The 25,613-nt window shown below is 47.7% G+C and carries 26 protein-coding genes and 1 other annotated feature; of the genes, 10 read left to right on the top strand and 16 right to left on the bottom strand.

Annotated features, from left to right (window positions below):
* Window positions 1-185: 185 nt before the first annotated feature.
* Window positions 186-1,115, bottom strand: a complete 930-nt coding sequence (locus WB237_RS02290; protein ID WP_336209880.1) for a LysR substrate-binding domain-containing protein — start codon at window positions 1,113-1,115, stop codon at window positions 186-188.
* A 41-nt stretch (window positions 1,116-1,156) separates the two neighbouring features.
* A complete protein-coding gene (locus WB237_RS02285) occupies window positions 1,157-1,981 on the bottom strand; it encodes an SDR family oxidoreductase (protein ID WP_114977803.1) in 825 nt (274 codons plus the stop codon).
* 175 nt (window positions 1,982-2,156) lie between these two features.
* Here WB237_RS02285 and hisL point away from each other — a divergent pair, with 175 nt between their 5' ends.
* The 9 genes from hisL (at window position 2,157) to hisIE (ending at window position 9,373) form a co-directional block, all read left to right on the top strand.
* Window positions 2,157-2,207 (top strand): his operon leader peptide, encoded by a 51-nt coding sequence (gene hisL, locus WB237_RS02280; RefSeq protein ID WP_001364200.1) that lies wholly within the window; start codon window positions 2,157-2,159, stop codon window positions 2,205-2,207.
* Window positions 2,183-2,306: a sequence feature (His leader region), on the top strand. (Overlaps the previous gene by 25 nt.)
* Window positions 2,307-2,351: 45 nt before the next feature.
* Window positions 2,352-3,251, top strand: coding sequence for an ATP phosphoribosyltransferase (gene hisG / locus WB237_RS02275; protein WP_028018500.1), 900 nt, complete (start codon window positions 2,352-2,354; stop codon window positions 3,249-3,251).
* 5 nt (window positions 3,252-3,256) lie between these two features.
* On the top strand, window positions 3,257-4,561 hold the full coding sequence (hisD, locus tag WB237_RS02270; RefSeq protein WP_336209876.1) for a histidinol dehydrogenase: 1,305 nt from the start codon (window positions 3,257-3,259) through the stop codon (window positions 4,559-4,561).
* Entirely contained in the window at window positions 4,558-5,619 is a 1,062-nt protein-coding gene (gene hisC / locus WB237_RS02265) for a histidinol-phosphate transaminase (protein ID WP_336209873.1), read from the top strand. Before hisD ends, hisC begins: the two co-directional genes overlap by 4 nt.
* Window positions 5,616-6,683, top strand: a complete 1,068-nt coding sequence (gene hisB / locus WB237_RS02260; protein WP_336209870.1) for a bifunctional histidinol-phosphatase/imidazoleglycerol-phosphate dehydratase HisB — start codon at window positions 5,616-5,618, stop codon at window positions 6,681-6,683. The genes hisC and hisB overlap by 4 nt, the downstream gene beginning before the upstream one ends.
* A complete protein-coding gene (gene hisH / locus WB237_RS02255; protein WP_028018504.1) occupies window positions 6,683-7,273 on the top strand; it encodes an imidazole glycerol phosphate synthase subunit HisH in 591 nt (196 codons plus the stop codon). Before hisB ends, hisH begins: the two co-directional genes overlap by 1 nt.
* On the top strand, window positions 7,273-8,010 hold the full coding sequence (hisA, locus tag WB237_RS02250) for a 1-(5-phosphoribosyl)-5-[(5-phosphoribosylamino)methylideneamino]imidazole-4-carboxamide isomerase (protein WP_336209867.1): 738 nt from the start codon (window positions 7,273-7,275) through the stop codon (window positions 8,008-8,010). Before hisH ends, hisA begins: the two co-directional genes overlap by 1 nt.
* Window positions 7,992-8,768: an imidazole glycerol phosphate synthase subunit HisF gene (gene hisF / locus WB237_RS02245; protein ID WP_129325233.1), complete on the top strand. Its 777-nt coding sequence runs from the start codon at window positions 7,992-7,994 to the stop codon at window positions 8,766-8,768. The genes hisA and hisF overlap by 19 nt, the downstream gene beginning before the upstream one ends.
* Window positions 8,762-9,373: a bifunctional phosphoribosyl-AMP cyclohydrolase/phosphoribosyl-ATP diphosphatase HisIE gene (hisIE, locus tag WB237_RS02240; protein ID WP_129995417.1), complete on the top strand. Its 612-nt coding sequence runs from the start codon at window positions 8,762-8,764 to the stop codon at window positions 9,371-9,373. Before hisF ends, hisIE begins: the two co-directional genes overlap by 7 nt.
* Before the next feature lie 38 nt (window positions 9,374-9,411).
* Here the strand turns inward: hisIE and wzzB are convergent, their stop codons facing one another.
* Window positions 9,412-10,392, bottom strand: coding sequence for an LPS O-antigen chain length determinant protein WzzB (gene wzzB / locus WB237_RS02235; protein ID WP_336209858.1), 981 nt, complete (start codon window positions 10,390-10,392; stop codon window positions 9,412-9,414).
* Between the two features lie 191 nt (window positions 10,393-10,583).
* Between wzzB and WB237_RS02230 the strand changes: the two genes are divergently transcribed.
* Window positions 10,584-11,588 carry an NAD-dependent epimerase gene (locus WB237_RS02230; RefSeq protein ID WP_336209855.1) on the top strand — a complete coding sequence of 335 codons (1,005 nt, stop codon included), beginning with the start codon at window positions 10,584-10,586 and terminating at the stop codon, window positions 11,586-11,588.
* A 53-nt stretch (window positions 11,589-11,641) separates the two neighbouring features.
* Here the strand turns inward: WB237_RS02230 and ugd are convergent, their stop codons facing one another.
* The 13 genes from ugd to WB237_RS02165 all read right to left on the bottom strand — a co-directional run bounded on the left by ugd (window position 11,642) and on the right by WB237_RS02165 (window position 25,611).
* Window positions 11,642-12,808 (bottom strand): UDP-glucose 6-dehydrogenase, encoded by a 1,167-nt coding sequence (gene ugd, locus WB237_RS02225; RefSeq protein WP_336209851.1) that lies wholly within the window; start codon window positions 12,806-12,808, stop codon window positions 11,642-11,644.
* 228 nt (window positions 12,809-13,036) lie between these two features.
* On the bottom strand, window positions 13,037-13,918 hold the full coding sequence (gene rfbA, locus WB237_RS02220; RefSeq protein ID WP_336209849.1) for a glucose-1-phosphate thymidylyltransferase RfbA: 882 nt from the start codon (window positions 13,916-13,918) through the stop codon (window positions 13,037-13,039).
* The gene (rfbB, locus tag WB237_RS02215) at window positions 13,918-15,003 is read right to left on the bottom strand and encodes a dTDP-glucose 4,6-dehydratase (RefSeq protein WP_336209846.1); all 1,086 of its coding nucleotides are present in this window, start codon (window positions 15,001-15,003) and stop codon (window positions 13,918-13,920) included. The genes rfbA and rfbB overlap by 1 nt, the downstream gene beginning before the upstream one ends.
* A gap of 94 nt (window positions 15,004-15,097) precedes the next feature.
* Window positions 15,098-16,504 (bottom strand): NADP-dependent phosphogluconate dehydrogenase, encoded by a 1,407-nt coding sequence (gene gndA / locus WB237_RS02210; RefSeq protein ID WP_025759323.1) that lies wholly within the window; start codon window positions 16,502-16,504, stop codon window positions 15,098-15,100.
* A 167-nt stretch (window positions 16,505-16,671) separates the two neighbouring features.
* Window positions 16,672-18,042: a colanic acid biosynthesis phosphomannomutase CpsG gene (cpsG, locus tag WB237_RS02205; RefSeq protein ID WP_336213449.1), complete on the bottom strand. Its 1,371-nt coding sequence runs from the start codon at window positions 18,040-18,042 to the stop codon at window positions 16,672-16,674.
* 31 nt (window positions 18,043-18,073) lie between these two features.
* Window positions 18,074-18,820: a glycosyltransferase family 2 protein gene (locus tag WB237_RS02200; RefSeq protein WP_336209841.1), complete on the bottom strand. Its 747-nt coding sequence runs from the start codon at window positions 18,818-18,820 to the stop codon at window positions 18,074-18,076.
* A 47-nt stretch (window positions 18,821-18,867) separates the two neighbouring features.
* Window positions 18,868-20,274, bottom strand: a complete 1,407-nt coding sequence (locus tag WB237_RS02195; RefSeq protein WP_336209838.1) for a mannose-1-phosphate guanylyltransferase/mannose-6-phosphate isomerase — start codon at window positions 20,272-20,274, stop codon at window positions 18,868-18,870.
* A gap of 5 nt (window positions 20,275-20,279) precedes the next feature.
* Complete coding sequence (locus tag WB237_RS02190) at window positions 20,280-20,735, bottom strand: GDP-mannose mannosyl hydrolase (protein WP_336209835.1); 456 nt, start codon at window positions 20,733-20,735, stop codon at window positions 20,280-20,282.
* Between the two features lie 7 nt (window positions 20,736-20,742).
* Window positions 20,743-21,708, bottom strand: a complete 966-nt coding sequence (fcl, locus tag WB237_RS02185) for a GDP-L-fucose synthase (RefSeq protein ID WP_336213447.1) — start codon at window positions 21,706-21,708, stop codon at window positions 20,743-20,745.
* A 5-nt stretch (window positions 21,709-21,713) separates the two neighbouring features.
* Window positions 21,714-22,832 carry a GDP-mannose 4,6-dehydratase gene (gene gmd / locus WB237_RS02180; RefSeq protein ID WP_336209833.1) on the bottom strand — a complete coding sequence of 373 codons (1,119 nt, stop codon included), beginning with the start codon at window positions 22,830-22,832 and terminating at the stop codon, window positions 21,714-21,716.
* A gap of 1 nt (window position 22,833) precedes the next feature.
* Window positions 22,834-23,682, bottom strand: a complete 849-nt coding sequence (locus WB237_RS02175) for a hypothetical protein (protein ID WP_336209831.1) — start codon at window positions 23,680-23,682, stop codon at window positions 22,834-22,836.
* Window positions 23,672-24,427 carry a glycosyltransferase family 2 protein gene (locus tag WB237_RS02170; RefSeq protein ID WP_336213445.1) on the bottom strand — a complete coding sequence of 252 codons (756 nt, stop codon included), beginning with the start codon at window positions 24,425-24,427 and terminating at the stop codon, window positions 23,672-23,674. The genes WB237_RS02175 and WB237_RS02170 overlap by 11 nt, the downstream gene beginning before the upstream one ends.
* Window positions 24,427-25,611, bottom strand: coding sequence for an EpsG family protein (locus WB237_RS02165; RefSeq protein WP_336209829.1), 1,185 nt, complete (start codon window positions 25,609-25,611; stop codon window positions 24,427-24,429). The genes WB237_RS02170 and WB237_RS02165 overlap by 1 nt, the downstream gene beginning before the upstream one ends.
* Window positions 25,612-25,613 lie beyond the last annotated feature (2 nt).

The raw sequence follows: 25,613 nt of genomic DNA, 5'->3' as shown, positions 1-25,613 counted from the left end.
TTAGTAAATATCTATCCGGTACGAAGCCCGGCCTCTTGGTTTTTAGTTTCGTTTCGTACATGCAAAAAAAAATAACCGACGCCTTTTATATCGTCGATTATTCATTTGGTTGCAGCGGCCGCATTTTGCCCCACATCGGATACAAAAGGCAATACTTTGCAATGCCCTGGGTGATTTTCTTTTTGCTAACTGGCTGATTTCTCGACGCTGGCCTGAGAGTAAACGGCAGCGATAGCACTATTTGCTAAAATCTCGTCTCGCCACCAGCTGCTTGCCAGTCCAGAGGTTTGTTCATTCCAGCCCACCCACGCTGATTCATTACTGCTTTGAGCAAGCACCTGTTTTTCAACCAGCGCCCCGCTATCAATAAACCGCTGCGCAAGATAACGAGGCAAATAGCCGCAACCCAGACCACTGATTTGCAATTCCAGCTTGGTTTTAAAGTCAAAAACGGTAATGGCTTCCTGCTCATCAAGTAATTGCGAGGAAACCGCACACTCTGGCCGTGAACTGTCCCCCACTACAATCGCACGGTAGCCTTTAATAATCCGGCGATTAATAGGCTCTGGCTCCTGAGCAAGCGGATGATGCGGCGCAACGGCGAAAACCTGCTCCAGCACGCCCAGACGGGCAAAACCAAAATCACTCAACTGGGGAGGTTCATGGAGCGCACCGACGAAAATATCCGCCCTTCCCTGAATTAACGCATCCCAGGAACCGCCCAGCACACCGTTTATAAAGATAAGCCGGGTCACGCTGTGGTGTTGATAAAATGCCTCAATCAGCGGCGTAAGAAGCGAAAACGGAAAGGTATCATCGACTCCTATAACCAGCTCATTTTCCCATCCCTGATGAAGTTTGATGGCCTGTTTTTCCAGTTCGCGAACGGTATGGAGGACTTCACGTCCTTTTTCCAGCAGCATCTGCCCGGTACGGGTAAAACGCGCGCGGTGCCCGGAGCGATCGAGGATCTGAATATTGAGATCGCTTTCCAGTTTTTGAACGGTGTAGCTCAGCGCCGAAGGGGTTTTGTAGAGCTTTGCTGAGGCGGCTGCAAAGCTCCCTTCTTTTTCCAGTGCATCCAGAATAATAAGAACATCAAGCAGCGGTTTCATGCTCGCCCCCTTCTGGTGTGCGATCGTCTCCGCTGCGAGACTTATTCCATGGGCATCACCAGCGGATCGGGATACTGATACTCAAACCCCAGCTCATGACAAATGCGATTGCCATCAACAATTTTGCCTTTACTTTCATCCTTTGTCTCACCAAAAACCGGCGGAGCCAGGCCCAACTGACGTGCCATAAGCGGGTAAAACGTACTACGCGTCGGATGAGAAGGCGCACATATATTATAGATGTGTCCACCTTTGGGAGCCTGTAAGAGTAGCTCAATTGCGCCAATAACATCGTCAAGATGCACAAGATTGACAACATGTTGCCCGTCTGGCGCTGACTTCCCGGCAAAAAAACGCCCTGGATGACGCCCAGGCCCCACCAGACCCGCCAGACGGACGATATCAACCTGCGTGCCAGGAAGATTATGCAGCCAGTCTTCCAGCTCTTTCAGTACCTGACCGCTCGCGGTAACAGGATTGCGCCCGGAGCTCTCTTTCACCACACCTTCGACATCGCCATAGACTGACGTCGAGCTGGTAAAAATAATGCGCGGAACATGGTGTGCCAGCGCGCTGTCGACAATCTCCTGCATCGCCTGCAGATAAAACGACTCACCCGGGCCACTGCGCCGCGCGGGTAGCGTAATCACCAGCGCATCGACGTTCATCAGCGTGTCCAGATCGTCAGCATCACACACCAGTTCGGGTTCCAGACGCAGTTCGACACCATCAATACCGCACATGCGCGCTGCTTCTACCCCATCCGCCGTGGTTTTGCTCCCGGTCACTTGCCAGCCTTTCGCGGCTAATGACATCGCCAGCGGCATTCCCAGCCATCCTAAACCGACAATCGCGACCTTTTTCATGCGAATTCTCCTGACTCGTACTCGTCTTTCATAAGGCTACGCCAGCCCGGCAGAACACACAATTCATAGCATCAATATGAAATGAATTAATGATCAAAAAAAGCCCTTGCAATATGTTGCACAACTGGTTTAGGTTAAAAGACATCAAATGAATAAGCATTCATCGAGAATTTATATGACACGCGTTCAATTTAAACACCACCATCATCACCATCATCCTGACTAGTCTTTCAGGCGATGTGTGCTGGAAGACGTTTGGATCTTCCAGAGGTGCATGAACGCATGAAAAAGCCCCCGGAAGATCTTCTTCCGGGGGCTTTTTTTTGGACAAAATTCAGACAGGTTAAAACAGGTTAACGAGGAATAAAGAATGTTAGATAACTCACGTTTACGCATAGCTATTCAAAAATCAGGTCGTTTGAGTGACGATTCACGCGAACTGCTGGCCCGCTGCGGGATCAAAATTAACCTGCACACCCAGCGCCTGATTGCTCTGGCTGAAAACATGCCCATCGACATTCTGCGTGTGCGTGATGACGATATCCCTGGCCTGGTGATGGATGGCGTCGTTGACCTCGGCATCATCGGTGAAAACGTGCTGGAAGAAGAACTTCTCACCCGCCGAGCACAAGGCGAAGACCCGCGTTACTTCACCCTGCGTCGTCTGGATTTCGGCGGTTGCCGCCTGTCACTGGCAACGCCGGTCGATGAAGCCTGGGACGGCCCGGCTGCACTGAACGGCAAACGTATCGCCACTTCCTACCCTCACCTGTTAAAGCGTTACCTGGATCAAAAAGGCGTGCAGTTTAAATCCTGTCTGCTGAACGGCTCTGTTGAAGTTGCACCGCGTGCGGGTCTGGCGGACGCCATCTGTGACCTCGTCTCAACTGGCGCGACGCTGGAAGCGAACGGCCTGCGCGAAGTGGAAGTTATCTATCGCTCAAAAGCCTGTCTGATTCAGCGTGACGGCGACATGGCCGATGCCAAGCAGCAGTTGATCGACAAGCTCCTGACCCGTATTCAGGGCGTGATCCAGGCGCGTGAATCCAAATACATCATGATGCACGCGCCAACCGAGCGTCTGGATGAAGTGATTGCTCTGTTACCAGGTGCCGAGCGCCCAACCATTCTTCCACTGGCGGGCGATCAGCAGCGCGTGGCGATGCATATGGTGAGCAGCGAAACCCTGTTCTGGGAAACCATGGAAAAACTGAAGGCGCTGGGGGCAAGCTCTATCCTGGTGCTGCCTATTGAGAAGATGATGGAGTAACGGCCATGGGTTTTAACACAATCATCGACTGGAATAATTGTAGCGACGCACAACAGCGTGAGTTGCTGATGCGCCCGGCGATTTCCGCCTCCGAAAGCATTTCACGCACCGTGGCGGAGATCCTTGAGAACGTCAAAGCTCGTGGCGATGACGCGCTGCGTGAATACAGTGCCAAATTTGATAAGACTGAAGTGGATGCGCTGAAGGTTACTGAACGGGAAATCATTGATGCCAGTAATCGTCTGGGTGATGACATCAAGCAGGCGATGGCCGTCGCGGTGAAAAACATCGAGACCTTCCACACCGCGCAAAAGCTGCAAACTGTGGATGTTGAAACCCTGCCAGGTGTGCGTTGCCAGCAGGTGACCCGCCCGGTAGCGTCCGTTGGGCTGTATATCCCTGGCGGTTCGGCTCCACTGTTCTCCACCGTATTGATGCTGGCTACCCCGGCGCGTATCGCGGGTTGTCAGAAAGTGGTGCTCTGCTCTCCGCCACCGATTGCCGATGAGATCCTCTACGCAGCAAAGCTGTGCGGCGTACAGGCGGTCTATAAAGTGGGTGGCGCACAGGCGATTTCCGCCCTTGCGTTTGGCACCGAATCCATTCCAAAGGTCGACAAAATTTTTGGCCCGGGCAACGCCTTCGTGACCGAAGCCAAGCGCCAGGTCAGCCAGCGTCTGGACGGTGCGGCAATCGACATGCCTGCCGGTCCGTCTGAAGTGTTGGTCATTGCCGACAGCGGTGCAACACCGGACTTCGTCGCGTCCGACCTGCTGTCTCAGGCGGAACACGGCCCTGACTCGCAGGTCATTCTGTTGACGCCGGATGCCGATATGGCAACACGCGTCGGTGAAGCCGTTGAGCGCCAGCTTGCAGACCTGCCCCGCGCCGAAACAGCACGTCAGGCGTTAGCCGCCAGCCGTCTGATTGTGGCGCGCGATCTGGCGCAGTGCATTGCCATCTCTAACCAGTACGGCCCGGAGCACCTGATTATTCAGACTCGTAATGCACGCGATCTGGTCGAAAGCATCACCAGCGCAGGTTCGGTTTTTCTGGGTGACTGGTCACCGGAATCCGCTGGCGATTACGCGTCCGGCACCAACCACGTTCTGCCGACGTATGGTTATACCTCAACCTGTTCAAGCCTCGGCCTGGCGGATTTCCAGAAACGCATGACTGTGCAGGAGCTGTCCCGCGAAGGGTTTGCCTCACTGGCGTCCACCATTGAGACACTGGCTGCTGCTGAACGCCTGACCGCCCACAAAAATGCCGTTACGCTGCGCGTTGCAGCCCTGAAGGAGCAAGCATGAACATTGAAGAATTAGCCCGTGAAAATGTCCGTCAACTGACTCCGTATCAGTCTGCACGTCGTTTAGGTGGTAAAGGTGATGTCTGGCTGAACGCTAACGAATTTCCGACAGCAGTACAGTTCGAGCTGTCTCAGCAAACGCTGAACCGCTACCCGGAGTGTCAGCCAAAGGCCGTTATCGAAAACTACGCGCAGTATGCAGGAGTGAAGCCGGAGCAGGTGCTGGTTAGCCGTGGAGCCGATGAAGGTATTGAGCTGCTGATCCGCGCCTTCTGCGAGCCGGGCAAAGATGCGGTGATGTACTGCCAGCCTACCTACGGCATGTACAGCGTCAGCGCGGAAACCTTCGGCGTGGCGTGTCGCAACGTCCTCTCGCTCGACAACTGGCAGCTGGATCTGCAGAGCATTGCCGATAATCTCGATGGCGTAAAGGTGGTGTTTGTCTGTAGCCCAAACAACCCAACCGGGCAGATTATCAACCCGCAGGATATCCGCACCCTGCTGGAGATGACGCGTGGGAAAGCCGTGGTGGTCGCTGACGAAGCCTACATTGAGTTCTGCCCGCAGGCGACGCTGACAGGCTGGCTGGAAGAATATCCGCACCTGGTCGTGCTGCGTACGTTGTCGAAAGCTTTCGCCCTCGCCGGTCTGCGCTGTGGATTCACACTGGCCAATAAAGAGGTCATCGACCTGCTGTTGAAAGTGATCGCCCCTTACCCGCTTTCGACGCCGGTTGCCGATATTGCAGCACAGGCGCTGACCCCACAGGGGATCAACGCGATGCGCGATCGTGTGGCGCAAATCCTGGAGGAACGTCAGTATCTGGTGACCGCCCTGAAGGATATCCCGTGCGTGGAGCAGGTGTTCGATTCGGAAACCAACTACATCCTGGTGCGTTTCACTGCCTCCAGTGCCGTATTTAAATCTTTATGGGATCAGGGCATTATCTTACGAGACCAGAATAAACAACCTTCCCTGAGCGGTTGCCTGCGCATTACCGTAGGCACCCGCGCAGAGAGCCAGCGCGTGATTGACGCCCTGAAAGCGGAGAAAGTATGACCCAGAAGATCCTTTTTATCGATCGTGACGGCACCCTTATTTCGGAGCCACCAGCCGATTTTCAGGTCGATCGTTTCGACAAGCTGGCTTTTGAACCGGACGTGATCCCCGTACTGCTTAAGCTGCAAAAAGCCGGGTATAAGCTGGTGATGATCACCAATCAGGACGGTCTGGGTACCGACAGCTTCCCGCAGGCGGACTTTGACGGCCCACATAATCTGATGATGCAGGTGCTGACCTCACAGGGTGTGGTCTTTGATGAAGTGCTGATTTGCCCGCATATGCCAGCCGATGAGTGCGACTGCCGTAAGCCGAAAGTGAAACTGGTGGAGCGCTATCTGGCGGAAGATTTGCTGGATAAAACCAACAGCTATGTCATCGGCGATCGCATCACCGATATTACGCTGGCGGAAAACATGGGTATTGCGGGGCTGCGCTACGATCGTAACGGTCTTAACTGGGCGAAAATTGGTGAGCAGCTAACCAAACGTGACCGCTATTCCCACGTTGAGCGCAACACCAAAGAGACGCAGATTGACGTGAAGGTCTGGCTGGATCGCGAAGGTGGCAGCAAGATCCACACCGGTGTGGGATTCTTCGACCATATGCTGGATCAGATTGCCACCCACGGCGGTTTCCGCATGGAAATTACCGTAAAAGGCGACCTTTACATTGACGATCACCACACCGTGGAAGATACCGGCCTGGCGCTGGGTGAAGCCCTGAAGCTGGCGCTCGGCGATAAGCGCGGCATCAACCGTTTTGGCTTTGTCCTGCCGATGGACGAGTGCCTGGCGCGCTGCGCTATGGATATCTCCGGACGTCCGCACCTTGAATATAAAGCCGATTTCAACTACCAGCGCGTGGGTGATCTCAGCACTGAAATGGTTGAGCACTTCTTCCGTTCATTGTCATACACCATGGGCCTGACGTTGCACCTCAAGACCAAGGGCAAAAACGACCACCACCGCGTGGAGAGTCTGTTCAAGGCTTTTGGCCGTACCCTTCGCCAGGCGATCCGCGTGGAAGGTGACGCCCTGCCTTCATCGAAAGGAGTGCTGTAATGAATGTGGTGATTCTGGATACCGGATGCGCCAACCTGAACTCCGTAAAATCGGCGATTGCGCGCCACGGCTATGAGCCGGTGGTGAGCCGTGACCCGGACGTGGTGCTGCGCGCCGACAAACTCTTTTTACCGGGCGTGGGAACCGCGCAGGCCGCGATGGATCAGATTCGCGAACGCGAGTTGGTCGACCTGATCAAAGCCTGTACCCAGCCGGTGCTGGGCATTTGCCTGGGTATGCAGATCCTGGGCCGCCGCAGTGAAGAGAGCAACGGCGTCGACCTGCTGGGTATTATTGAAGAAGACGTGCCGAAAATGACCGACCACGGCCTGCCTCTGCCGCATATGGGCTGGAACCGCGTGTACGCCAAAGCGGGCGACAGGCTGTTTCGCGGCATTGAAGACGGCGCATATTTTTACTTCGTGCACAGCTACGCCATGCCGGTGAATCCGTACACCATCGCTCAGTGCAATTATGGAGAAGCGTTTACCGCAGCGGTGCAGAAAGATAACTTCTTCGGCGTGCAGTTTCACCCGGAACGCTCTGGCGCCGCAGGCGCGCAGCTGCTGAAAAACTTCCTGGAGATGTGATGATTATTCCCGCTTTAGATTTAATTGACGGCACGGTTGTTCGTCTTCATCAGGGCGATTACGGGCAGCAGCGTGACTACGGGAACGACCCACTGCCACGTCTGCAGGATTACGCGGCTCAGGGTGCAGAAGTGCTGCACCTGGTGGATCTCACGGGCGCGAAGGACCCGGCGAAACGCCAGATCCCGCTACTCAAAAAGCTGGTCGCTGGCGTGAATGTCCCCGTCCAGGTAGGTGGTGGCGTGCGCACTGAAGAGGACGTTGCGGCTCTGCTTGAAGCTGGTGTGGCGCGCGTTGTCGTTGGCTCTACCGCCGTAAAAGACCCCGAAGTGGTCAAAGGCTGGTTCCGCCGTTTCGGCGCAGATGCGCTGGTACTGGCGCTGGATGTGCGCATCGACGAACAGGGCCGCAAACAGGTCGCGGTCAGCGGCTGGCAGGAGAACTCTGGCGTGACGCTGGAAGAGCTGGTTGCTATTTATCAGCCCGTTGGCCTGAAGCACGTGCTGTGCACTGATATCTCCCGCGACGGCACGCTGGCGGGCTCTAACGTCTCGCTGTATGACGAGGTCTGTGCACGTTTTCCGCAGGTGGCTTTCCAGTCTTCGGGTGGAATTGGCGATCTGAAAGATATCGCCGCACTGCGCGGAACGGGCGTGCAGGGCGTGATCGTTGGACGCGCCCTGCTGGAAGGAAAATTTACTGTGACGGAGGCGATTCAATGCTGGCAAAACGGATAATTCCTTGCCTGGACGTGCGCGATGGCCAGGTGGTGAAAGGCGTGCAGTTCCGCAACCACGAGATCATTGGCGATATCGTCCCGCTGGCAAAACGCTATGCTGATGAAGGGGCTGACGAGCTGGTGTTTTACGATATCACCGCTTCCAGTGATGGCCGAGTGGTCGATAAAAGCTGGGTAGCGCGCGTAGCAGAAGTGATTGATATTCCATTCTGCGTGGCGGGTGGGATTAAATCAGCTGAAGACGCGGCCAAAATTCTCTCGTTTGGTGCCGACAAGATTTCCATCAACTCCCCTGCCCTGGCAGATCCGGAGCTGATTACTCGCCTGGCCGATCGCTTTGGCGTGCAGTGCATTGTCGTTGGGATCGACACCTGGTATGACGACGCAACGGGCAAATATCACGTTAATCAGTATACCGGCGATGAAAGTCGAACCCGTGTTACCCAATGGGAAACTCTCGACTGGGTGCAGGAAGTGCAGAAGCGTGGCGCGGGCGAAATTGTCCTCAACATGATGAACCAGGACGGCGTGCGTAACGGCTATGACCTCGAACAGCTGAAAAAAGTGCGTGCGGTTTGCCACGTCCCGCTGATCGCCTCCGGCGGTGCGGGCACCATGGAACACTTCCTGGAAGCCTTCCGCGATGCAAACGTCGATGGCGCACTGGCGGCGTCCGTGTTCCACAAGCAGATTATTAATATTGGTGAGTTAAAAACGTTCCTGGCCGGCCAGGGCGTGGAGATCAGGGTATGTTAACAGAGCAACAACAGGCACAGCTGGACTGGGAAAAAACGGATGGATTACTGCCCGTGGTTGTCCAGCATGCCGTTTCCGGCGAAGTATTGATGCTGGGGTATATGAACCAGGACGCCTTAGCCAAAACCGTCGAGACCGGTAAAGTTACCTTCTTCTCGCGCACCAAACAGCGTCTGTGGACCAAAGGTGAAACCTCAGGTCATTTTCTGAACGTGGTCAGTATAACGCCGGATTGCGATAACGATACCCTGCTGGTTCTGGCAAACCCAATCGGACCAACCTGCCACAAAGGGACCAGTAGCTGCTTTGGCGAGGCGAGCCACCAGTGGCTGTTCCTGTATCAACTGGAACAACTGCTGGCAGAGCGTAAAACAGCGGACCCTGAGAGCTCCTATACCGCGAAGCTGTATGCGAGTGGAACCAAGCGTATCGCGCAAAAGGTAGGAGAAGAAGGCGTTGAAACGGCTCTGGCCGCGACGGTGCATGACCGCGAGGAACTGACCAATGAAGCGTCTGATTTGATGTATCACCTGCTGGTGCTGCTGCAGGATCAGGAGCTGGATTTGACGGCAGTGATAGAGAATCTTCGGAAGCGTCACAAATAAAAAAGACCGGGGAAACCCGGTCTTTTTTTGTCTGCGAATCAGGCTTTTGGCTTGTAGCTGCGCAGCGCGTTGCGACCCAGTACCACGCCAGAACCGATAATGCCGCCAAGCAGGACTGCCAGAATTAACGCGATGGCCTTTTTCGGGCTGTCACGACGGACAGGGAGATCTGGCTTCATGACGTAACGATATACGTGGATGGTGTCCGGATTCACGTTCAACTTCTCGATATCGAGTAAGTTTTGTTTCGTCTGATAATACGTGCCTGAGAAGACCAGCGGGCGAGACGCTTCGTTATCAATCATCGATTTCAGCGCTTCGCTTCCCAGTAAGAACATCGTCTCCTGGGTTACATCCTGGGTTTGCTGGATCTGCGGTGAGCTAATTTTCGCCGCTTCCGCATTCTTGAGCGCTTCAGAGATCTGTTTGATACGTAGTTCTTTCTGCTCCTGAGCAACCTTCTCCTGGTTTTCCAGCGAGTCATTTAGCATTGTGATCTGCTGCTTGATGTTGTCCTTGAGGTCAAGAGAGAGCTCTTTCGCCGTTTGCTCATCTACCTGCTGAATGTACTGCGCCAGCTGTTTTTGCGCTGCCTCTGCAGATTCCCCCTGATAGGAGACGCTTAACGGCAACGGCTGGCCCTTCACTGCTGGTTCAATAACTAGTTTTTCAGGAAACTTCTGGTTTTCTAGCGCTTGAGACAATGCCGAGAAAGATGAGTTAAAACGACCGATAGCGCGCGTTTGAATGTCAAGCATGGAAGGTGCTGCACTACCATATAGAATGTTCAGTGCATTGGAGTAAGTTGCTACCTGTGCTGCGTCAGGCTGAGCAATGATAGCGGACGAGGTCCATTTTTCTTTTGCGACAGTGATATAAATACCCGCCAGGACGATAAAAACAGCAACAAAAGCGCCAATTACCCACTTTCCACGCCACAGTTGAAGCACTAAATCAAGTAAATCAATTTGCTCCGGACCATTACTGCTATTAACCGGAGTATTGTTGTTCTGCGTCATACAATCCCTAACAGATAAAAAAGGGCAAAAACATGATGATTACATAGTGTATCTGTTGGCAGCGATTTTTCTATCAGAATCCGATGAGTTATATCGGAAAGATGGGTTATATAACTCGCGGCCAACGCGCTATCATATAGCAATTCTGATGCCTCTGGCATCGACAAGATCGAAAAGTTAACGAGGGAAATATGAAATTTTTAGTTACTGGCGCGGCAGGTTTTATCGGCTCTCATGTCAGCAAACGCTTACTGGATGCCGGACACCAGGTCGTCGGGATTGATAATCTGAATGATTACTACGATGTCAATCTCAAGCTGGCACGTCTGGACTTGCTGAAATCCGGGAATTTCACCTTCCACAAAATGGAGTTGGCCGATCGTGAAGGAATGGCGACATTGTTCGCCACTGAGAAGTTTGATCGCGTGATTCATCTGGCCGCGCAGGCAGGCGTGCGCTACTCGCTTGAAAATCCGCACGCTTATGCGGATGCTAACCTGGTCGGTCACCTTAACGTGCTGGAAGGTTGTCGTCATAACAAGGTACAACACCTGCTGTATGCGTCATCAAGCTCCGTTTATGGTCTGAACCGCAAGATGCCGTTCTCAACAGATGACTCCGTAGACCACCCGGTGTCACTCTATGCGGCGACCAAAAAAGCCAATGAGCTGATGTCGCATACCTATTCCCATCTGTATAACCTGCCAACCACCGGCCTGCGCTTCTTTACCGTGTATGGTCCATGGGGCCGTCCGGATATGGCGCTGTTTAAATTCACCAAAGCGATGATTGAAGGCAAAAGCATCGACGTTTACAACTACGGCAAGATGAAGCGCGACTTCACTTACATTGACGACATCGCCGAAGCCATTATTCGTCTGCAGGATGTTATTCCTCAGGCCGATGCAGACTGGACCGTCGAAACCGGCTCCCCGGCGACCAGCTCCGCGCCTTATCGTGTTTACAACATTGGTAACAGCTCCCCGGTCGAGCTAATGGATTACATTACGGCTCTGGAAGAGGCGCTCGGTAAAGAAGCAGAGAAAAACATGATGCCAATTCAACCGGGTGACGTGCTGGAGACCAGCGCAGATACGAAAGCGTTGTATGATGTTATTGGCTTTAAACCGCAGACCTCGGTCAAAGATGGGGTTAAAAACTTTGTCGACTGGTATCGCGCCTTCTACAAAGTCTGAAAATAAAAAAACCCGGTTATATGACCGGGTTTTTTTACGCGCTTTAAGGGTAATCAATCGCTACCGAACAGATCGCGGGTATACACTTTATCCGCCACGTCCGCTAGCTCTTCTGCCATGCGGTTAGAGATGATCACATCTGCTTCCTTCTTGAAAGCATCCAGATCGCGAATCACGCGGGAGTGGAAGAACTCATCTTCCTGCATTGCAGGTTCATAAATAATGACCTGAACACCCTTCGCCTTAATACGCTTCATAATCCCCTGAATGGAAGAGGCGCGAAAATTATCGGAACCGCTCTTCATAATCAGACGATACACGCCCACCACTTTCGGCTGACGCGCGAGGATGGAATCAGAGATGAAATCCTTACGTGTGCGGTTGGCATCAACAATCGCTGAAATCAGGTTGTTTGGTACAGCCTGATAGTTGGCCAGCAGCTGCTTGGTATCTTTTGGCAGACAGTAGCCACCATAACCAAATGACGGGTTGTTATAGTGGTTACCGATGCGTGGGTCAAGGCAAACACCTTCGATGATCTGGCGGGTGTTCAAACCCAGGCTCTCTGCGTAGCTGTCCAGCTCGTTAAAGTAAGCGACACGCATTGCCAGGTAGGTGTTTGCGAAGAGCTTGATCGCCTCGGCTTCGGTAGAGTCGGTAAACAGTACCGCAATATCCTTTTTGACAGCACCTTCCTGAAGCAGTGCTGCAAAACGCTCGGCACGCTCTGAACGCTCCCCAATAACGATACGCGAAGGATGCAGGTTATCGTACAGCGCCCTTCCCTCACGGAGGAATTCCGGTGAGAAGAAGATATTATCGATACCGAACTTTTCTTTAATGGATTTTGTGAAACCAACTGGGATAGTTGATTTGATAACCATCACCGCCTTTGGATTAATCGCGATAACGTCTTTGATCACCGCTTCCACCGTAGAGGTGTTGAAGTAGTTGGTTTTTGGATCGTAGTCCGTTGGTGTCGCGATGATAACGAAATCCGCATCACGATAGGCGTCTTCTTTATCCGTTGTTGCACGGAAATTCAGTGGCTTGTTAGCAAGATACTCCTGGATCTCTTTATCGACGATCGGGGACTTCTTCTGGTTAAGCATGTCCACTTTGGCCTGCACGATATCCAGCGCGACTACTTCATTATTCTGCGCAATCAGGATACCGTTTGAAAGGCCAACATAGCCTGTTCCGGAAATGGTTATTTTCATTCGTTTGGCTTCTTCAGTATGAGTTTCTGGTGACATTCAAACAGTCACCACAATGATTAACTGGTGGTTTTTTATCGCTAACACTATTTAGCTGTCAAGGTTACCCATGGGCAGATGAACGCACTTCATCCAGCATAGTGACTGCCGGAACAGCGCTCAAAGCGCCTTATTTCCAGCAGTATTGCGCATTTTCATGATGCCGCAGACCTTATTACATGCAGGTTCAAATCAGACTAATCCCTTAGTCAGATTTTGTAGGTATTGCCCGTAACCAGTCTTTTTCAAAGGCTCCGCAAGTTCACGAAGTTGTTCAGCACTGATAAACCCTCTGCGGAATGCAATCTCTTCAGGACAAGACACTTTCAGCCCCTGACGTTCTTCGATTGTCGCGATGAAATTACTTGCCTCAATCATGCTCTGGTGCGTCCCGGTATCCAGCCATGCATAACCGCGTCGCATCATCGCGACAGATAATCGACCCTGCTGCATATAAAGTCGGTTGATATCAGTTATTTCCAGTTCACCCCGCGCTGAAGGGCTCAAGCTTTTCGCCATCTCAATGACATCGTTATCGTAAAAATAGAGGCCCGTTATGGCGTAGTTACTTTTCGGTTGCAGAGGCTTTTCTTCAAGACCGATCGCCGTCCCGTCTTTGTCGAACTCAACCACGCCGTAACGCTCTGGATCGCGGACATGATAGGCAAATACGGTCGCCCCATCTTCCTTGCTGGCTGCGTCCTCAAGCAATCGGGGGAGATCGTGTCCATAGAAAATATTATCCCCTAAAACCAGCGCACAATTGTCTTCTCCGATAAACTCTTCACCAAGAATAAACGCCTGAGCTAAACCGTCGGGGCTCGGCTGTATCTGATATTGAAGGCGCAGCCCCCATTGACTGCCATCACCCAGAAGTTGCTCAAAGCGAGGGGTATCCTGCGGTGTACTGATGATCAGAATATCTTTAATGCCGGCGAGCATCAGTGTTGAAAGCGGATAGTAGATCATCGGCTTGTCGTAAATGGGCAACAATTGCTTACTTACCGCCATTGTGACGGGGTAAAGACGAGTGCCCGAACCACCCGCTAAGATAATACCTTTACGCTTCGCCATTACTTGCGCTCTCCATAATTCTGCTCAATCCAGCTCTTATAGGCACCACTTTTTACATTAGAGACCCATTCCGAATTGTTCAAATACCATTCAACCGTTTTACGTATACCGCTCTCGAAGGTTTCCAGCGGTGTCCAGCCTAGTTCACGACTAATCTTATGTGCATCTATAGCATAACGACGGTCGTGGCCAGGACGATCTGCAACATAGGTTATCTGTTCGCGATATGATTTTTCCTTCGGAACGATTTCATCCAGCAAATCACAAATGGTGTGTACAACCTCAATATTTTTCTTTTCGTTGTGACCGCCAATATTATACGTTTCACCAGGTTTACCTGTTGTCAGAACGGTATAAAGCGCACGAGCGTGATCTTCCACATACAGCCAGTCGCGAATTTGGTCACCTTTACCGTAAATCGGTAAAGGCTTGTTCTCAATAGCATTAAGAATAACCAGCGGGATAAGTTTTTCCGGGAAGTGGAAAGGTCCATAATTGTTTGAGCAGTTAGTGACTATTGCTGGCAAGCCGTAAGTACGGATCCACGCCCGGACTAAGTGATCGCTGGACGCTTTTGAAGCGGAATACGGGCTACTCGGTGCGTATGACGTCGTTTCTGTGAAGAGCGGTAATGGTGCGGAATCAGCTTGTTCATCAGGGTGAGGTAAATCACCATACACTTCATCAGTCGAAATATGATGAAAACGGAATGCTGCTTTTGCCATGCCATCCAGTGAAGACCAGTAAGCGCGGCTGGTTTCCAGCAGAACGTAGGTACCGACAATATTGGTTTCAATGAACGCTGCTGGCCCTGTAATAGAGCGATCGACATGACTTTCCGCCGCCAGATGCATTACTGCATCCGGACGATGAACGGCAAAAATGCGCTCCATGACCGCTTTGTCACAGATGTCAGCATGTTCGAATTCGTAACGTGCGTTATCGCTGACGTCTCGCAATGATTCCAGGTTACCGGCATAGGTCAGTTTATCAACGTTAACAACGCTATCCCGAGTATTGCTAATAATGTGTCGGATAACCGCGGAACCGATAAAACCGGCCCCGCCAGTAACAAGAATTTTCACGCAATCTATTCCGTTAAAAAGTGAGTGGACTGGGCGGGATAAAAAAGCCCGGTATCGCTACCGGGCTTGATGGAATGGCAACAACTAAATCAGATTAATCGAGCCATTCGGTGTGGAACACACCTTCTTTATCAGTGCGTTTGTAGGTATGCGCACCGAAGTAGTCACGCTGTGCCTGAATCAGGTTGGCAGGTAGAACGGCAGCACGGTAGCTGTCGTAGTAAGCCACTGCAGCGGAGAAGGTCGGAACCGGGATACCGTTCTGGACAGCGTAAGCAACCACGTCACGCAGCGCCTGCTGGTATTCGTCCGCAATTTTCTTGAAGTACGGTGCCAGCAGCAGGTTCGCGATACCGGCGTTTTCTGCATACGCATCGGTGATTTTCTGCAGGAACTGCGCACGAATGATGCAGCCCGCACGGAAAATCTTCGCGATCTCACCGTAGTTCAGATCCCAGTTATTTTCGTCTGATGCCGCACGCAGCTGAGAGAAGCCCTGTGCGTAAGAAACGATTTTACCCAGGTACAGGGCACGGCGCACTTTCTCAACGAACTCGGCTTTGTCACCTGCTGGTTTGGCCTGCGGGCCAGACAGCACTTTGGATGCCGCAACGCGCTGCTCTTTCAGAGAAGATATGTAGCGAGCGAATACGGATTCAGTAATCAGAGACAGTGGTTCGCCCAGATCCAGAGAGCTCTGGCTGGTCCATTTACCAGTACCTTTGTTTGCTGCTTCATCCAGAATCACATCAACCAGGTATTTACCCTCTTCATCTTTCTTGGTGAAGATATCTTTGGTGATGTCGATCAGATAGCTGTTCAGCTCGCCCTTGTTCCACTCGCTGAAGGTCTCTGCGAGTTCTTCATTAGAGAGGTTCAGGCCACCTTTCAGTAAGGAGTACGCTTCAGCGATCAGCTGCATGTCGCCGTATTCGATACCATTGTGAACCATCTTCACATAATGGCCCGCACCGTCTGCACCGATATAGGTCACGCATGGCTCACCATCTTCAGCAACAGCGGCAATTTTAGTCAGGATAGGAGCAACCAACTCGTACGCTTCTTTCTGACCACCAGGCATGATGGATGGGCCTTTCAGCGCCCCCTCTTCACCACCGGAAACACCGGTACCGATAAAGTTGAAGCCTTCGGCAGACAATTCACGGTTACGACGGATGGTGTCCTGGAAGAAGGTGTTACCGCCATCAATGATGATGTCACCTTTATCCAGGTAAGGTTTCAGGGAATCGATAGCAGCATCGGTACCTGCGCCCGCTTTCACCATTAACAGGATACGACGAGGCGTTTCCAGGGACTCAACAAACTCTTTAACCGTGTAGAAAGGAACCAGTTTCTTACCTGGGTTCTCAGCGATGACTTCTTCGGTCTTATCACGGGAGCGGTTGAAAACGGAGACGGTATAACCACGGCTTTCGATGTTGAGCGCCAGGTTGCGCCCCATCACTGCCATACCGACAACGCCGATCTGTTGCTTGGACATTACATACTCCTGTCAGGTGTGGTCACCACGGCTTATGCGCGGCTTGAAATGTGGTTGAGATGTTAACTCAGTATTAGGTGACATGAATAGCTTTTGCTGATCTATGTCACACTGATTGCACAATCCAGGTACAGTCAAGCCGCCAGAATTACGCTGGCGGCGGCCCCTCACTTCCTGAGCAAAGCCAGAATTTCTTGTGTCTTCTCTTCCATCAGCGCCGTATCCGCACGGGACTCCACGTTCAGGCGTACCACCGGCTCAGTGTTCGAAGAGCGCAGATTGAAGCGCCACTGCGGGAACGCCATGCTGATACCGTCCGTGCGGTCAATTTCCAGCGCGTGCAGGGCAAAGTGGTGCTCCACGCGGGCAATGGCCTCGGCTGGCTGTGCCAGCTTGCTGTTGATCTCCCCGCTCGCCGGGAATGCCGCCATACGGTCGCGTACCAGCTCGCCCAGGGTCTGCCCCTTCAGGCACAGCAATTCCGTCACCAGCAGCCACGGGATCATCCCGCTGTCGCAGTAGGCAAAATCACGGAAGTAGTGGTGTGCGCTCATCTCGCCGCCGTAAATGGCGTCTTCTTCGCGCATGCGCTCTTTGATAAAGGCGTGGCCGGTTTTGGACATCACCGGCGTACCGCCCGCCGCGGACACCACATCGACGGTGTTCCAGGAGAGACGCGGGTCATGAATGATTTTCGCGCCCGGGTTTTTCTCGAGGAACGCTTCCGCCAGCAGACCGACAATGTAATAGCCTTCGATGAACTGTCCTTTCTCGTCGAACAGGAAGCAGCGGTCGAAATCGCCGTCAAAGGCGATACCCATATCCGCGCCGTGCTCAATTACCGCGTTGCGGGTGTCGTCGCGGCACTCCGGCAGCAGCGGGTTAGGAATACCGTTCGGGAAATTGCCGTCCGGGGTGTTGTGCACTTTGACGAAGGTCACCGGCACGTTCAGCTCTTTAAAGCGCGCTTCCAGGGCATCGACAACCGGGCCGGCCGCGCCGTTACCGGAGTTAATGACCAGCTTCAGCGGCTTGAGGTTCGCCACGTTGATGTAGCCCAGCAGGTGGTCGATGTACTCTTTTTGCAGATTGATTTTTTTGTAGCTGCCGCGCTTCGCGTCGTTCACCGGCGGGAAATCATTAGCTTCCGCCAGACGCTGCACGTCGCGCAGACCGGTGTCGCCGCTGATTGGGCGCGCGCCCTTGCGCACCAGCTTCATACCGTTGTAGTCCATCGGGTTGTGGCTGGCCGTCACTTCGATACCGCCATCCACGCCCAGGTGGAAGGTGGCAAAGTAAATCTCTTCGGTCCCGGAGAGACCGATGTCCAGCACGTCCACGCCCGCATCCTGCAGCCCTTTCGCCAGCGCCAGCTTCAGGGATTCGCTGGTCAGACGCACATCACCGCCCAGCACGATGGTCTGCGGTTTTAAATATTCGCCGTACGCGCGACCAATGCGCCACGCGATGTCTTCATTCAACTCTTCGCCCAGCTTGCCGCGAATATCGTAGGCTTTAAAACAAGTTAATATATCCATCATATAATTTATAACCGAGTAGTAAGAATAATCAAGGCTTTAGGAATAACTGCATACATTTTGCCAATTTTCGGTATAAAATAGCGAACCGCCAATTAATTTGATGTTTTTTCATTATAGAAATTATTTCTTGAGTACTTGAAATGGCATTCTCTATTTTAGTACTTTCCCCTCCCAGTCGCATTTTAACAAAAATCTCATTAAGATAGGATACTTTAATGTTATCGCGCTGTAACATTCTAATCATTTGATCATAATCAGCTGCGATTTTGAAATTAAGATCAAAAAGACCATTGTCTTGGTACAGCTTTTTTTTCATATAAAATGATGGATGAGGAGGAGCCCAACCGAATGATATTTTACTTTTCCTGAACTCACCACTTCGCCAATAACGTTTTATTTTACTGGTGTTTTCTCTATCAATAAAAACCAAATCACCATAGACAAGATCAGCGTTTGAGAAATGAAACTCATTCACAATTTTTTCTACGATATCAGGATTAGCTAAAATATCATCGGAGTGGATAAAACCAATGACATCACCCGTCGCCATTTTGACACCTTTATTCAAAGCATCATAAATACCCTTGTCTTTTTCGGAAACGATTTTTGTCACCCGAGATGAAAGTCGGTTTATAAGTTCAAGTGTGCCATCTGTGGATGCACCATCAACGATTATATATTCAATGTTTTGATATGTCTGAGATTCAACAGAATTCAAAGTGTCAGCTAAGATTTTCTCACTATTATAAGTTGCGGTAATTATACTTACCTTCATAATTGGTCCCAACCAATGAAATTTATATCATAAAATAAATAAGGTAACTAATATCCTACGCCGTCAGATGATATTCTGACAACATCATCCTCGCCCAAATATGCACCTGAACGAACCTCTATTATTTCAAGTGGAATCTTCCCTGGATTCTCAATTGCATGAGGAACACCTACGGGAATAAAAGTTGACTCGTTCTCAGCAATTAAATAGCTTTCGTTCTCTAAATGTACTTTTGCTGTGCCGCTGACGACAACCCAGTGTTCAGTTCGATGAAAGTGAATTTGCTTAGCCGTTATCTGACCCGGCAAAACTATGACATGTTTAACCTGGAAGCGATTACCTTCAGCAATAGTGTCATGACTACCCCACGGCCGAAAAATTTCTCTGTGCTGAAGATATTCAGAACGATTTTTACTTTTAAGTTGCGAAACTATGTTTTTAACTTGCTGTACTTTGTCTTTATGTGCAACAAGTACTGCATCTTTAGTTTCGACAACTACGAGATCTTTTATGCCTACAGCTCCAATTAACCTGTGTTGCGAATAAAGATAACTGTTTGATGATTCTTCAGTTAACACATCTCCTCGGACGGCATTTCCTTGCTCATCCTTACTACTTATTTCCCATAAAGCTGACCATGAACCAACATCGCTCCATTTTGCATCTAAGGGAACAACAACTGCATCTTTCGTTTTTTCCATTACAGCGTAGTCAATAGAATCTTCAGGGCAATCATTGAAAATTTTCTGATCAAGTCTGATGAAGTCAAGATCAATACAGGAATTCATCAAAGTTTTCTTACAAACGTCTAAAATATCAGGGCGATATTTTTGTAATTCTTTAAGGAATATGGAGGCCTTGAACATAAAAATCCCGCTATTCCATAAATAATCACCGCTTGACAAATACGCTTCAGCGACCGTCTTTTCAGGTTTTTCGACGAAATCAGCAACTTCGTAGCCACCGTCAGCAATTTTGGTTCCAGTATGAATATAGCCATATCCAGTTTCCGGTGTTGTAGGAACTATACCGAAAGTGACCAATTTATTCTGCTTGGCAAAATGTTCCGCTTGTTCTAGAGCCTTGGTAAAACTAGTTTCATCCTGGATCTCATGATCAGCAGCCAAAACCAGAAGAATTGGATCGTCACCATCCGCGCAAGCCTTAAGAGCAGCAAGCGTAACAGCAGGAGCAGTATTACGACCAGCGGGTTCCAGTATAATGCCACTATGTTTAATCTCTTCTTTTCTTAATTGCTCTGCAACAATAAAACGATGAGCTTCGTTACAAATAATCAATGCTGGACAGTGTTCAACACTATGCAGGCGACGTAACGTCTCTTGGAGCATAGTTAAATTAGTATTAAGAGACAGAAATTGCTTTGGATATAATGTACGAGATAGTGGCCACAATCTTGTACCAGATCCACCAGCCATAACAACAGGAAGTAACATTGAAATTACCTTGCGATAAAATAGTTTTTGGTAAACTGATGTACTGTGGAATCGTTCAACAGATCATCTATCCTAAACCACTGGAAGCGATCATGCTGCTCAGAGGGTAGATTTAATAGCTCAATATCGATAATTATTTCATAGCCATGAACAATATAATGCGTCGAAAAATCATGTCCCGAGAAGTTATCGATATAGAAATGTTCGTAGATCCCCAAGAACGTTGCTGATTTTCTATATATATTTACCCCTAACTCCTCGGTTCCAATCCGATTAAATGCTTCATCTAAAAGCTCATCTTTTAAAATTCTGCCACCGGGGACAAACCAGTAATCTTGGGCTGGACGATTAAGGCGCTGCCCGAGCAGCACCTTACCATTACTATTTTTAATAATGAGGTCAATTGAAATAAGAGGAGCATTTTTAACTACAGTCTGGAATAAACCTCGCTCTAATTTCATCTAATTATCAACTCCTGAAAGAAGCAAGATTGTCGAGATACCATGCATACGTAAGTTTAAGGCCAGCCTCCAATTCATAGCGGTATTCCCAGCCTATTTCCTTTAGACGATTGACGTTCATTAGTTTTCTCGGCGTTCCATCCGGTTTTGTAGAATCGAAGATAATTTCGCCAGTAAAGTTGACAACGCGTGCAATAGTTTCCGCCATCTCTCGTATTGTACAATCAACACCGGTACCCACGTTAATATGGGAAAGCATTGGTTCTGTGATGCTAGCATAAACTGCAGGTTCAAGTTCCATTACATGAACTGATGCTGCAGCCATATCATCTACATAGAGAAACTCACGCATTGGTTTGCCAGTCCCCCATACAACAACCTCTTTATCTCCTGCAACTTTAGCTTCATGAAAGCGTCTCAGTAATGCTGGAATGACGTGTGAATTCTCGGGATGAAAATTATCATTTATGCCGTAAAGATTTGTTGGCATTACACTGCGATAATCTCTACCATACTGGCGATTATAAGATTCGCAGAGTTTTATGCCTGCTATCTTAGCTATTGCATATGGTTCATTAGTGGCTTCAAGTGTGCCAGTTAATAGCGCTGACTCACTCATTGGCTGCTCGGCATGTTTCGGATAGATACAGCTTGAACCCAAGAAAAGAAGTTTTTGAACACCAGTAATATGTGCAGAATGAATGATATTGCTTTCAATCATTAAATTCTGATAAATAAATTCAGCGGGAAAAGTGTTATTTGCATGAATCCCACCAACTTTTGCCGCTGCTAAATAAACTTCATCTATTTTTTCATTCTTAAAAAAGTCGAGCACATTTTTTTGTGATGTGAGATCTAGCTCAGAATGAGTTTTTACAATAAGTTCAACATCATTTCTAGTATCCAAATTACGACATATAGCCGAACCAACCATACCTCTATGACCAGCAACAAAAACTCGTTTCATCATTATTCGCCTTAGTGTTCTAATGATACAGAAACATCGTAGCCGTGACTCTTCAGAAGAGCATGCTGTTTCGCTTTCTCTAAATCACTAGCAACCATTTCAGCGCACATTTCTTCAACTGTAATTTCTGGAGTCCAACCCAATTTGTTTTTAGCATTTGCAGGATCACCTAAAAGGGTTTCAACCTCTGCTGGACGGAAGTAACGCGGGTCAACACGGACAATGACGTCGCCAATACTTACACCTGTAGCACATTCAGAAGTTTTAGCAATAACAGTAGCAATTTCGTCGACACCAGTACCCGTAAATTCAATTTCAATACCAGCCTCTTTTGCCGACATTCGAACAAACTCGCGCACAGTAATCTGCTTACCCGTTGCAATAACAAAATCTTCAGGTTTTTCCTGTTGTAACATCATCCACTGCATTCTGACGTAATCTTTAGCATGTCCCCAGTCACGAAGTGAATCCATATTACCTAGATAAAGGCAACTTTCTATACCTTGCGAAATATTTGCAATTGCACGGGTAATTTTTCGGGTAACGAAAGTTTCACCACGACGCGGAGATTCATGATTAAATAATATTCCGTTGCAAGCGTACATTCCGTAAGACTCTCGATAGTTGACAGTTATCCAATACGCATACAATTTCGCAACAGCATAAGGAGAGCGAGGGTAGAACGGTGTAGTTTCTTTTTGAGGTATTTCCTGTACTAAACCGTACAATTCGGAAGTAGAAGCTTGATAGAATCGAGTGTGTTTTTCAAGACCACATATTCTTATAGCTTCCAGTAAACGAAGAGTCCCAATAGCATCAACGTCAGCAGTATACTCTGGCGATTCGAATGACACAGCTACATGCGATTGAGCTCCAAGGTTGTAAACTTCATCTGGTTTAATTTCTTGAATAAGTCTCACAAGGTTAGATGTGTCAGTAAGGTCACCATAGTGTAAGAAAAATCTCTTATTCTCAGCATGAAGATCTTGGTATATATGATCAACCCGCTCGGTGTTTAACGATGATGCACGTCGTTTAATGCCATGTACTTCATATCCTTTTTCTAATAAAAACTCAGCAAGGTAGGAACCATCTTGTCCAGTAACACCAGTAATGAGAGCTTTTTTCATTTTATACTCCTATGAAACCTTTTAATCTATTCAACAAAATTGCGAGCGAATTCTTCTTTAAAAGAACACAACGAAATACCGCATTACCAAAAAACAATATACAATCAACTATAATCTTTGTACTTAAATGTTTCTTTATTAACTTCCTAAATAATGCCCCCTGACCATAAGCATACAATAAATGTTTAGAATAATCAGTTGGTCTTGGGGGGTGGTAGACAGCTACGTTTTTATCACTAGAAACTTTAACTAGATTATTTTCACTAAAATAGTCAAATAAAAAAATAACGTCCTCACCACTTTTATAGCGAGTGTTAACACCTGGTCCATAGTTAGTGTCAAAACGTAAATCTTTAAGATTATCGACTCGTAACAAATAAGACCATACATACGTATTGTACACAGGATCTGCTTTAACTACTGCAATATCATTACTCCCATTACTTTCAACACCCACAATTTTTGGACTATCAAAAATGATATTAACCTTCGGTGTTTCTCTACAAAATCTATATTTATGTATGAATTCTGAAGCCTGTATTGACCAATAAATGGTAGCATCGTGGAAAATCAAGAAAGTGGTTTTCAATTCAATGCTTTTTTCTATACACATGTTTCGGGCATTTGAAACACCAAGCATTTTAATTCTACTGATATACAACCATTCCTCTTCTGTTTGGTAAAAGAGTTGCTCTGTAAAACTTTCGTCCTGTATAACGACATAAGCAATACATCCCTCACCGAAAACAGATCGCAAATTATTAATTGAACTCTTTAGTTCAAACTTATGAAGTTCCCATTCCTTATTGGTGATAGCAACACCAATAAGCAACTCAATATTATTTTCCACATAATACTCCAGCCATAATCAATTTAGCTCTGATAAATTGGTAGGGCAAGGCAAATATACCACGCTTACTCATTATAATTTTCATTTGAAGTGGCAAACTAGAATCCCAAATACTTCTGAGCCTCTCAATCCACATTTTATATTTATTGCAATCCTGAGAACTAATTCCAGTATTGTCAAATACTGAAACGATGAAATTCATTTTATGTGAGACTATATTTAAAAAATTATCAATCAAGTGTTTATAATCTGCACAATACTTGTAATCAATGGAAAATGTTCCATTATCAAATAAGCTTCTGCGGTAGAATATGCTTTGATGATTTATCATGTATGATGTTAAAAATTTGATATTTAAATCCTGCTCATACTCAACACCGTCTGAGAGATATTTTCCAAACATGAAATTTACATCATCACTAGCCTCTAATATATTTTCTTTAACCTTACTTAAGGTATTTCCATCATAAAAAACATCTCCAGCATTTAAAAAAACAATCCATTCACCTGAAGAAAGAGCAAGGCCTTTGTTCATCGCATCGTAAATGCCATTGTCTTTTTCACTTATGTATTTAGTTATTAATCGGCTATTCTCCAGCAAAGCAACTGTACTATCTGTTGATTTACCATCCACAACAATATATTCAAAATCAACATTGCTAGACTGTTCATTTACTGAGGATAATGTTTTCTTAAGACCTAAATAATCATTATATACAACAGTAATAATAGTGATCAATGGCATCACAAACTTCTCCCGGTAAAGAACAAAAACGAATCTATGATATTATAAAAATCCATTGTTCCTTTCATTGCATACTGGTAAATGTTTCCCTCAGTATCACTAAGATGAATAAGCAATTTAGATACCGACAGGATCAAGAAAATAGAAAGAATAAATCGATTCTTTGTAACCGTAAGCGACATTAAAACTAATGGAGATAACATCAAAACATAGCGATTTGAGATATCCGAAAAAGATGGGTAAAGACCGATAATATAAAAGCCAATTAGAATCAAATATATATCAAACCGATAATCAGAAAACTTAATTATTTTTGAATCAAATACATTATATACGCCAAGTATAAATGTAAAGAACAATATGTAGACGAGATATTTAGCAGGTGTGTAGTTAATATTTTCAACTTCTGAGTATGCTCCAAACTTTGCAATAATAGCGGAGTAAGTCAAATATAAAGCTATAAAAGATAGCACTATTAACGGAAGGAAATATTTTGAAAATAAAAGGCGAACCCCTTTCCTTAAAGCCTCCATTAATATAACTATAGGTATAAACATAATATGACTTAAACCAGTCAATGGTAAAAAAATAAATCTACTTTTTTTATCCCAAAGAGTTAAGTATATAACAAAAAATGAAAGCCCCCATGCTTGTCTATATAAATGATAAAATGTATAAGGTATTGTGTAGGCAAAAAAGCATATACCTATACTAAAAATCACTACCGCATATCTTTCACTTGCTTTAATGGAAAAAACCATAAAGCAAATTGACCAAATTAAAACCTGAATGAACAATATAACATTAACATTAAAGCCAATTTGGCTGAACAACCACCAATAAAATCTGGAAAATGGCTCAATACTAAAAACATCAAGTTGTGAAGTCAAGGCATGTAAAAGTGATGAATTTGAGATTTCTTTGATAAAAGGTATATAACGAGTTGTGTCATCTCCGCTTTGCTCACTAAATCTAATAAAATATTCTCTATTTACGATCAAAATAGAGTATGAAGCACATATTAAGAAACAGATTCCTTTATTAATCTTAACTAATACATTAATGAAAGAAATTAGCACAATTGACAAAAGGGGATGGAGGAATAAAATTAATCCAATACTTGTAAAACCACCTATTAGGCTATTTATGTAAGGCTGTTGCTGAATATTTAATTTTGTATTCACGT

Origin of the sequence: Enterobacter sp. P82, from assembly GCF_037053385.1 — a bacterium.
Lineage (GTDB): Bacteria > Pseudomonadota > Gammaproteobacteria > Enterobacterales > Enterobacteriaceae > Enterobacter.
Note: the sequence above shows the minus strand (reverse complement) of the source record. Positions and strands in the feature narration are given on the sequence as shown.

Bases quoted from the DNA above. Each gene is read 5' to 3' on its own strand.
- WB237_RS02290 (WP_336209880.1), bottom strand. From the start codon at position 1,115: ATGAAACCGCTGCTTGATGTTCTTATTATTCTGGATGCACTGGAAAAA.
- WB237_RS02285 (WP_114977803.1), bottom strand. From the start codon at position 1,981: ATGAAAAAGGTCGCGATTGTCGGTTTAGGATGGCTGGGAATGCCGCTG.
- hisG (WP_028018500.1), top strand. From the start codon at position 2,352: ATGTTAGATAACTCACGTTTACGCATAGCTATTCAAAAATCAGGTCGT.
- hisD (WP_336209876.1), top strand. From the start codon at position 3,257: ATGGGTTTTAACACAATCATCGACTGGAATAATTGTAGCGACGCACAA.
- hisC (WP_336209873.1), top strand. From the start codon at position 4,558: ATGAACATTGAAGAATTAGCCCGTGAAAATGTCCGTCAACTGACTCCG.
- hisB (WP_336209870.1), top strand. From the start codon at position 5,616: ATGACCCAGAAGATCCTTTTTATCGATCGTGACGGCACCCTTATTTCG.
- hisH (WP_028018504.1), top strand. From the start codon at position 6,683: ATGAATGTGGTGATTCTGGATACCGGATGCGCCAACCTGAACTCCGTA.
- hisA (WP_336209867.1), top strand. From the start codon at position 7,273: ATGATTATTCCCGCTTTAGATTTAATTGACGGCACGGTTGTTCGTCTT.
- hisF (WP_129325233.1), top strand. From the start codon at position 7,992: ATGCTGGCAAAACGGATAATTCCTTGCCTGGACGTGCGCGATGGCCAG.
- hisIE (WP_129995417.1), top strand. From the start codon at position 8,762: ATGTTAACAGAGCAACAACAGGCACAGCTGGACTGGGAAAAAACGGAT.
- wzzB (WP_336209858.1), bottom strand. From the start codon at position 10,392: ATGACGCAGAACAACAATACTCCGGTTAATAGCAGTAATGGTCCGGAG.
- WB237_RS02230 (WP_336209855.1), top strand. From the start codon at position 10,584: ATGAAATTTTTAGTTACTGGCGCGGCAGGTTTTATCGGCTCTCATGTC.
- ugd (WP_336209851.1), bottom strand. From the start codon at position 12,808: ATGAAAATAACCATTTCCGGAACAGGCTATGTTGGCCTTTCAAACGGT.
- rfbA (WP_336209849.1), bottom strand. From the start codon at position 13,918: ATGGCGAAGCGTAAAGGTATTATCTTAGCGGGTGGTTCGGGCACTCGT.
- gndA (WP_025759323.1), bottom strand. From the start codon at position 16,504: ATGTCCAAGCAACAGATCGGCGTTGTCGGTATGGCAGTGATGGGGCGC.
- cpsG (WP_336213449.1), bottom strand. From the start codon at position 18,042: ATGGATATATTAACTTGTTTTAAAGCCTACGATATTCGCGGCAAGCTG.
- WB237_RS02200 (WP_336209841.1), bottom strand. From the start codon at position 18,820: ATGAAGGTAAGTATAATTACCGCAACTTATAATAGTGAGAAAATCTTA.
- WB237_RS02195 (WP_336209838.1), bottom strand. From the start codon at position 20,274: ATGTTACTTCCTGTTGTTATGGCTGGTGGATCTGGTACAAGATTGTGG.
- WB237_RS02190 (WP_336209835.1), bottom strand. From the start codon at position 20,735: ATGAAATTAGAGCGAGGTTTATTCCAGACTGTAGTTAAAAATGCTCCT.
- gmd (WP_336209833.1), bottom strand. From the start codon at position 22,832: ATGAAAAAAGCTCTCATTACTGGTGTTACTGGACAAGATGGTTCCTAC.
- WB237_RS02170 (WP_336213445.1), bottom strand. From the start codon at position 24,427: ATGCCATTGATCACTATTATTACTGTTGTATATAATGATTATTTAGGT.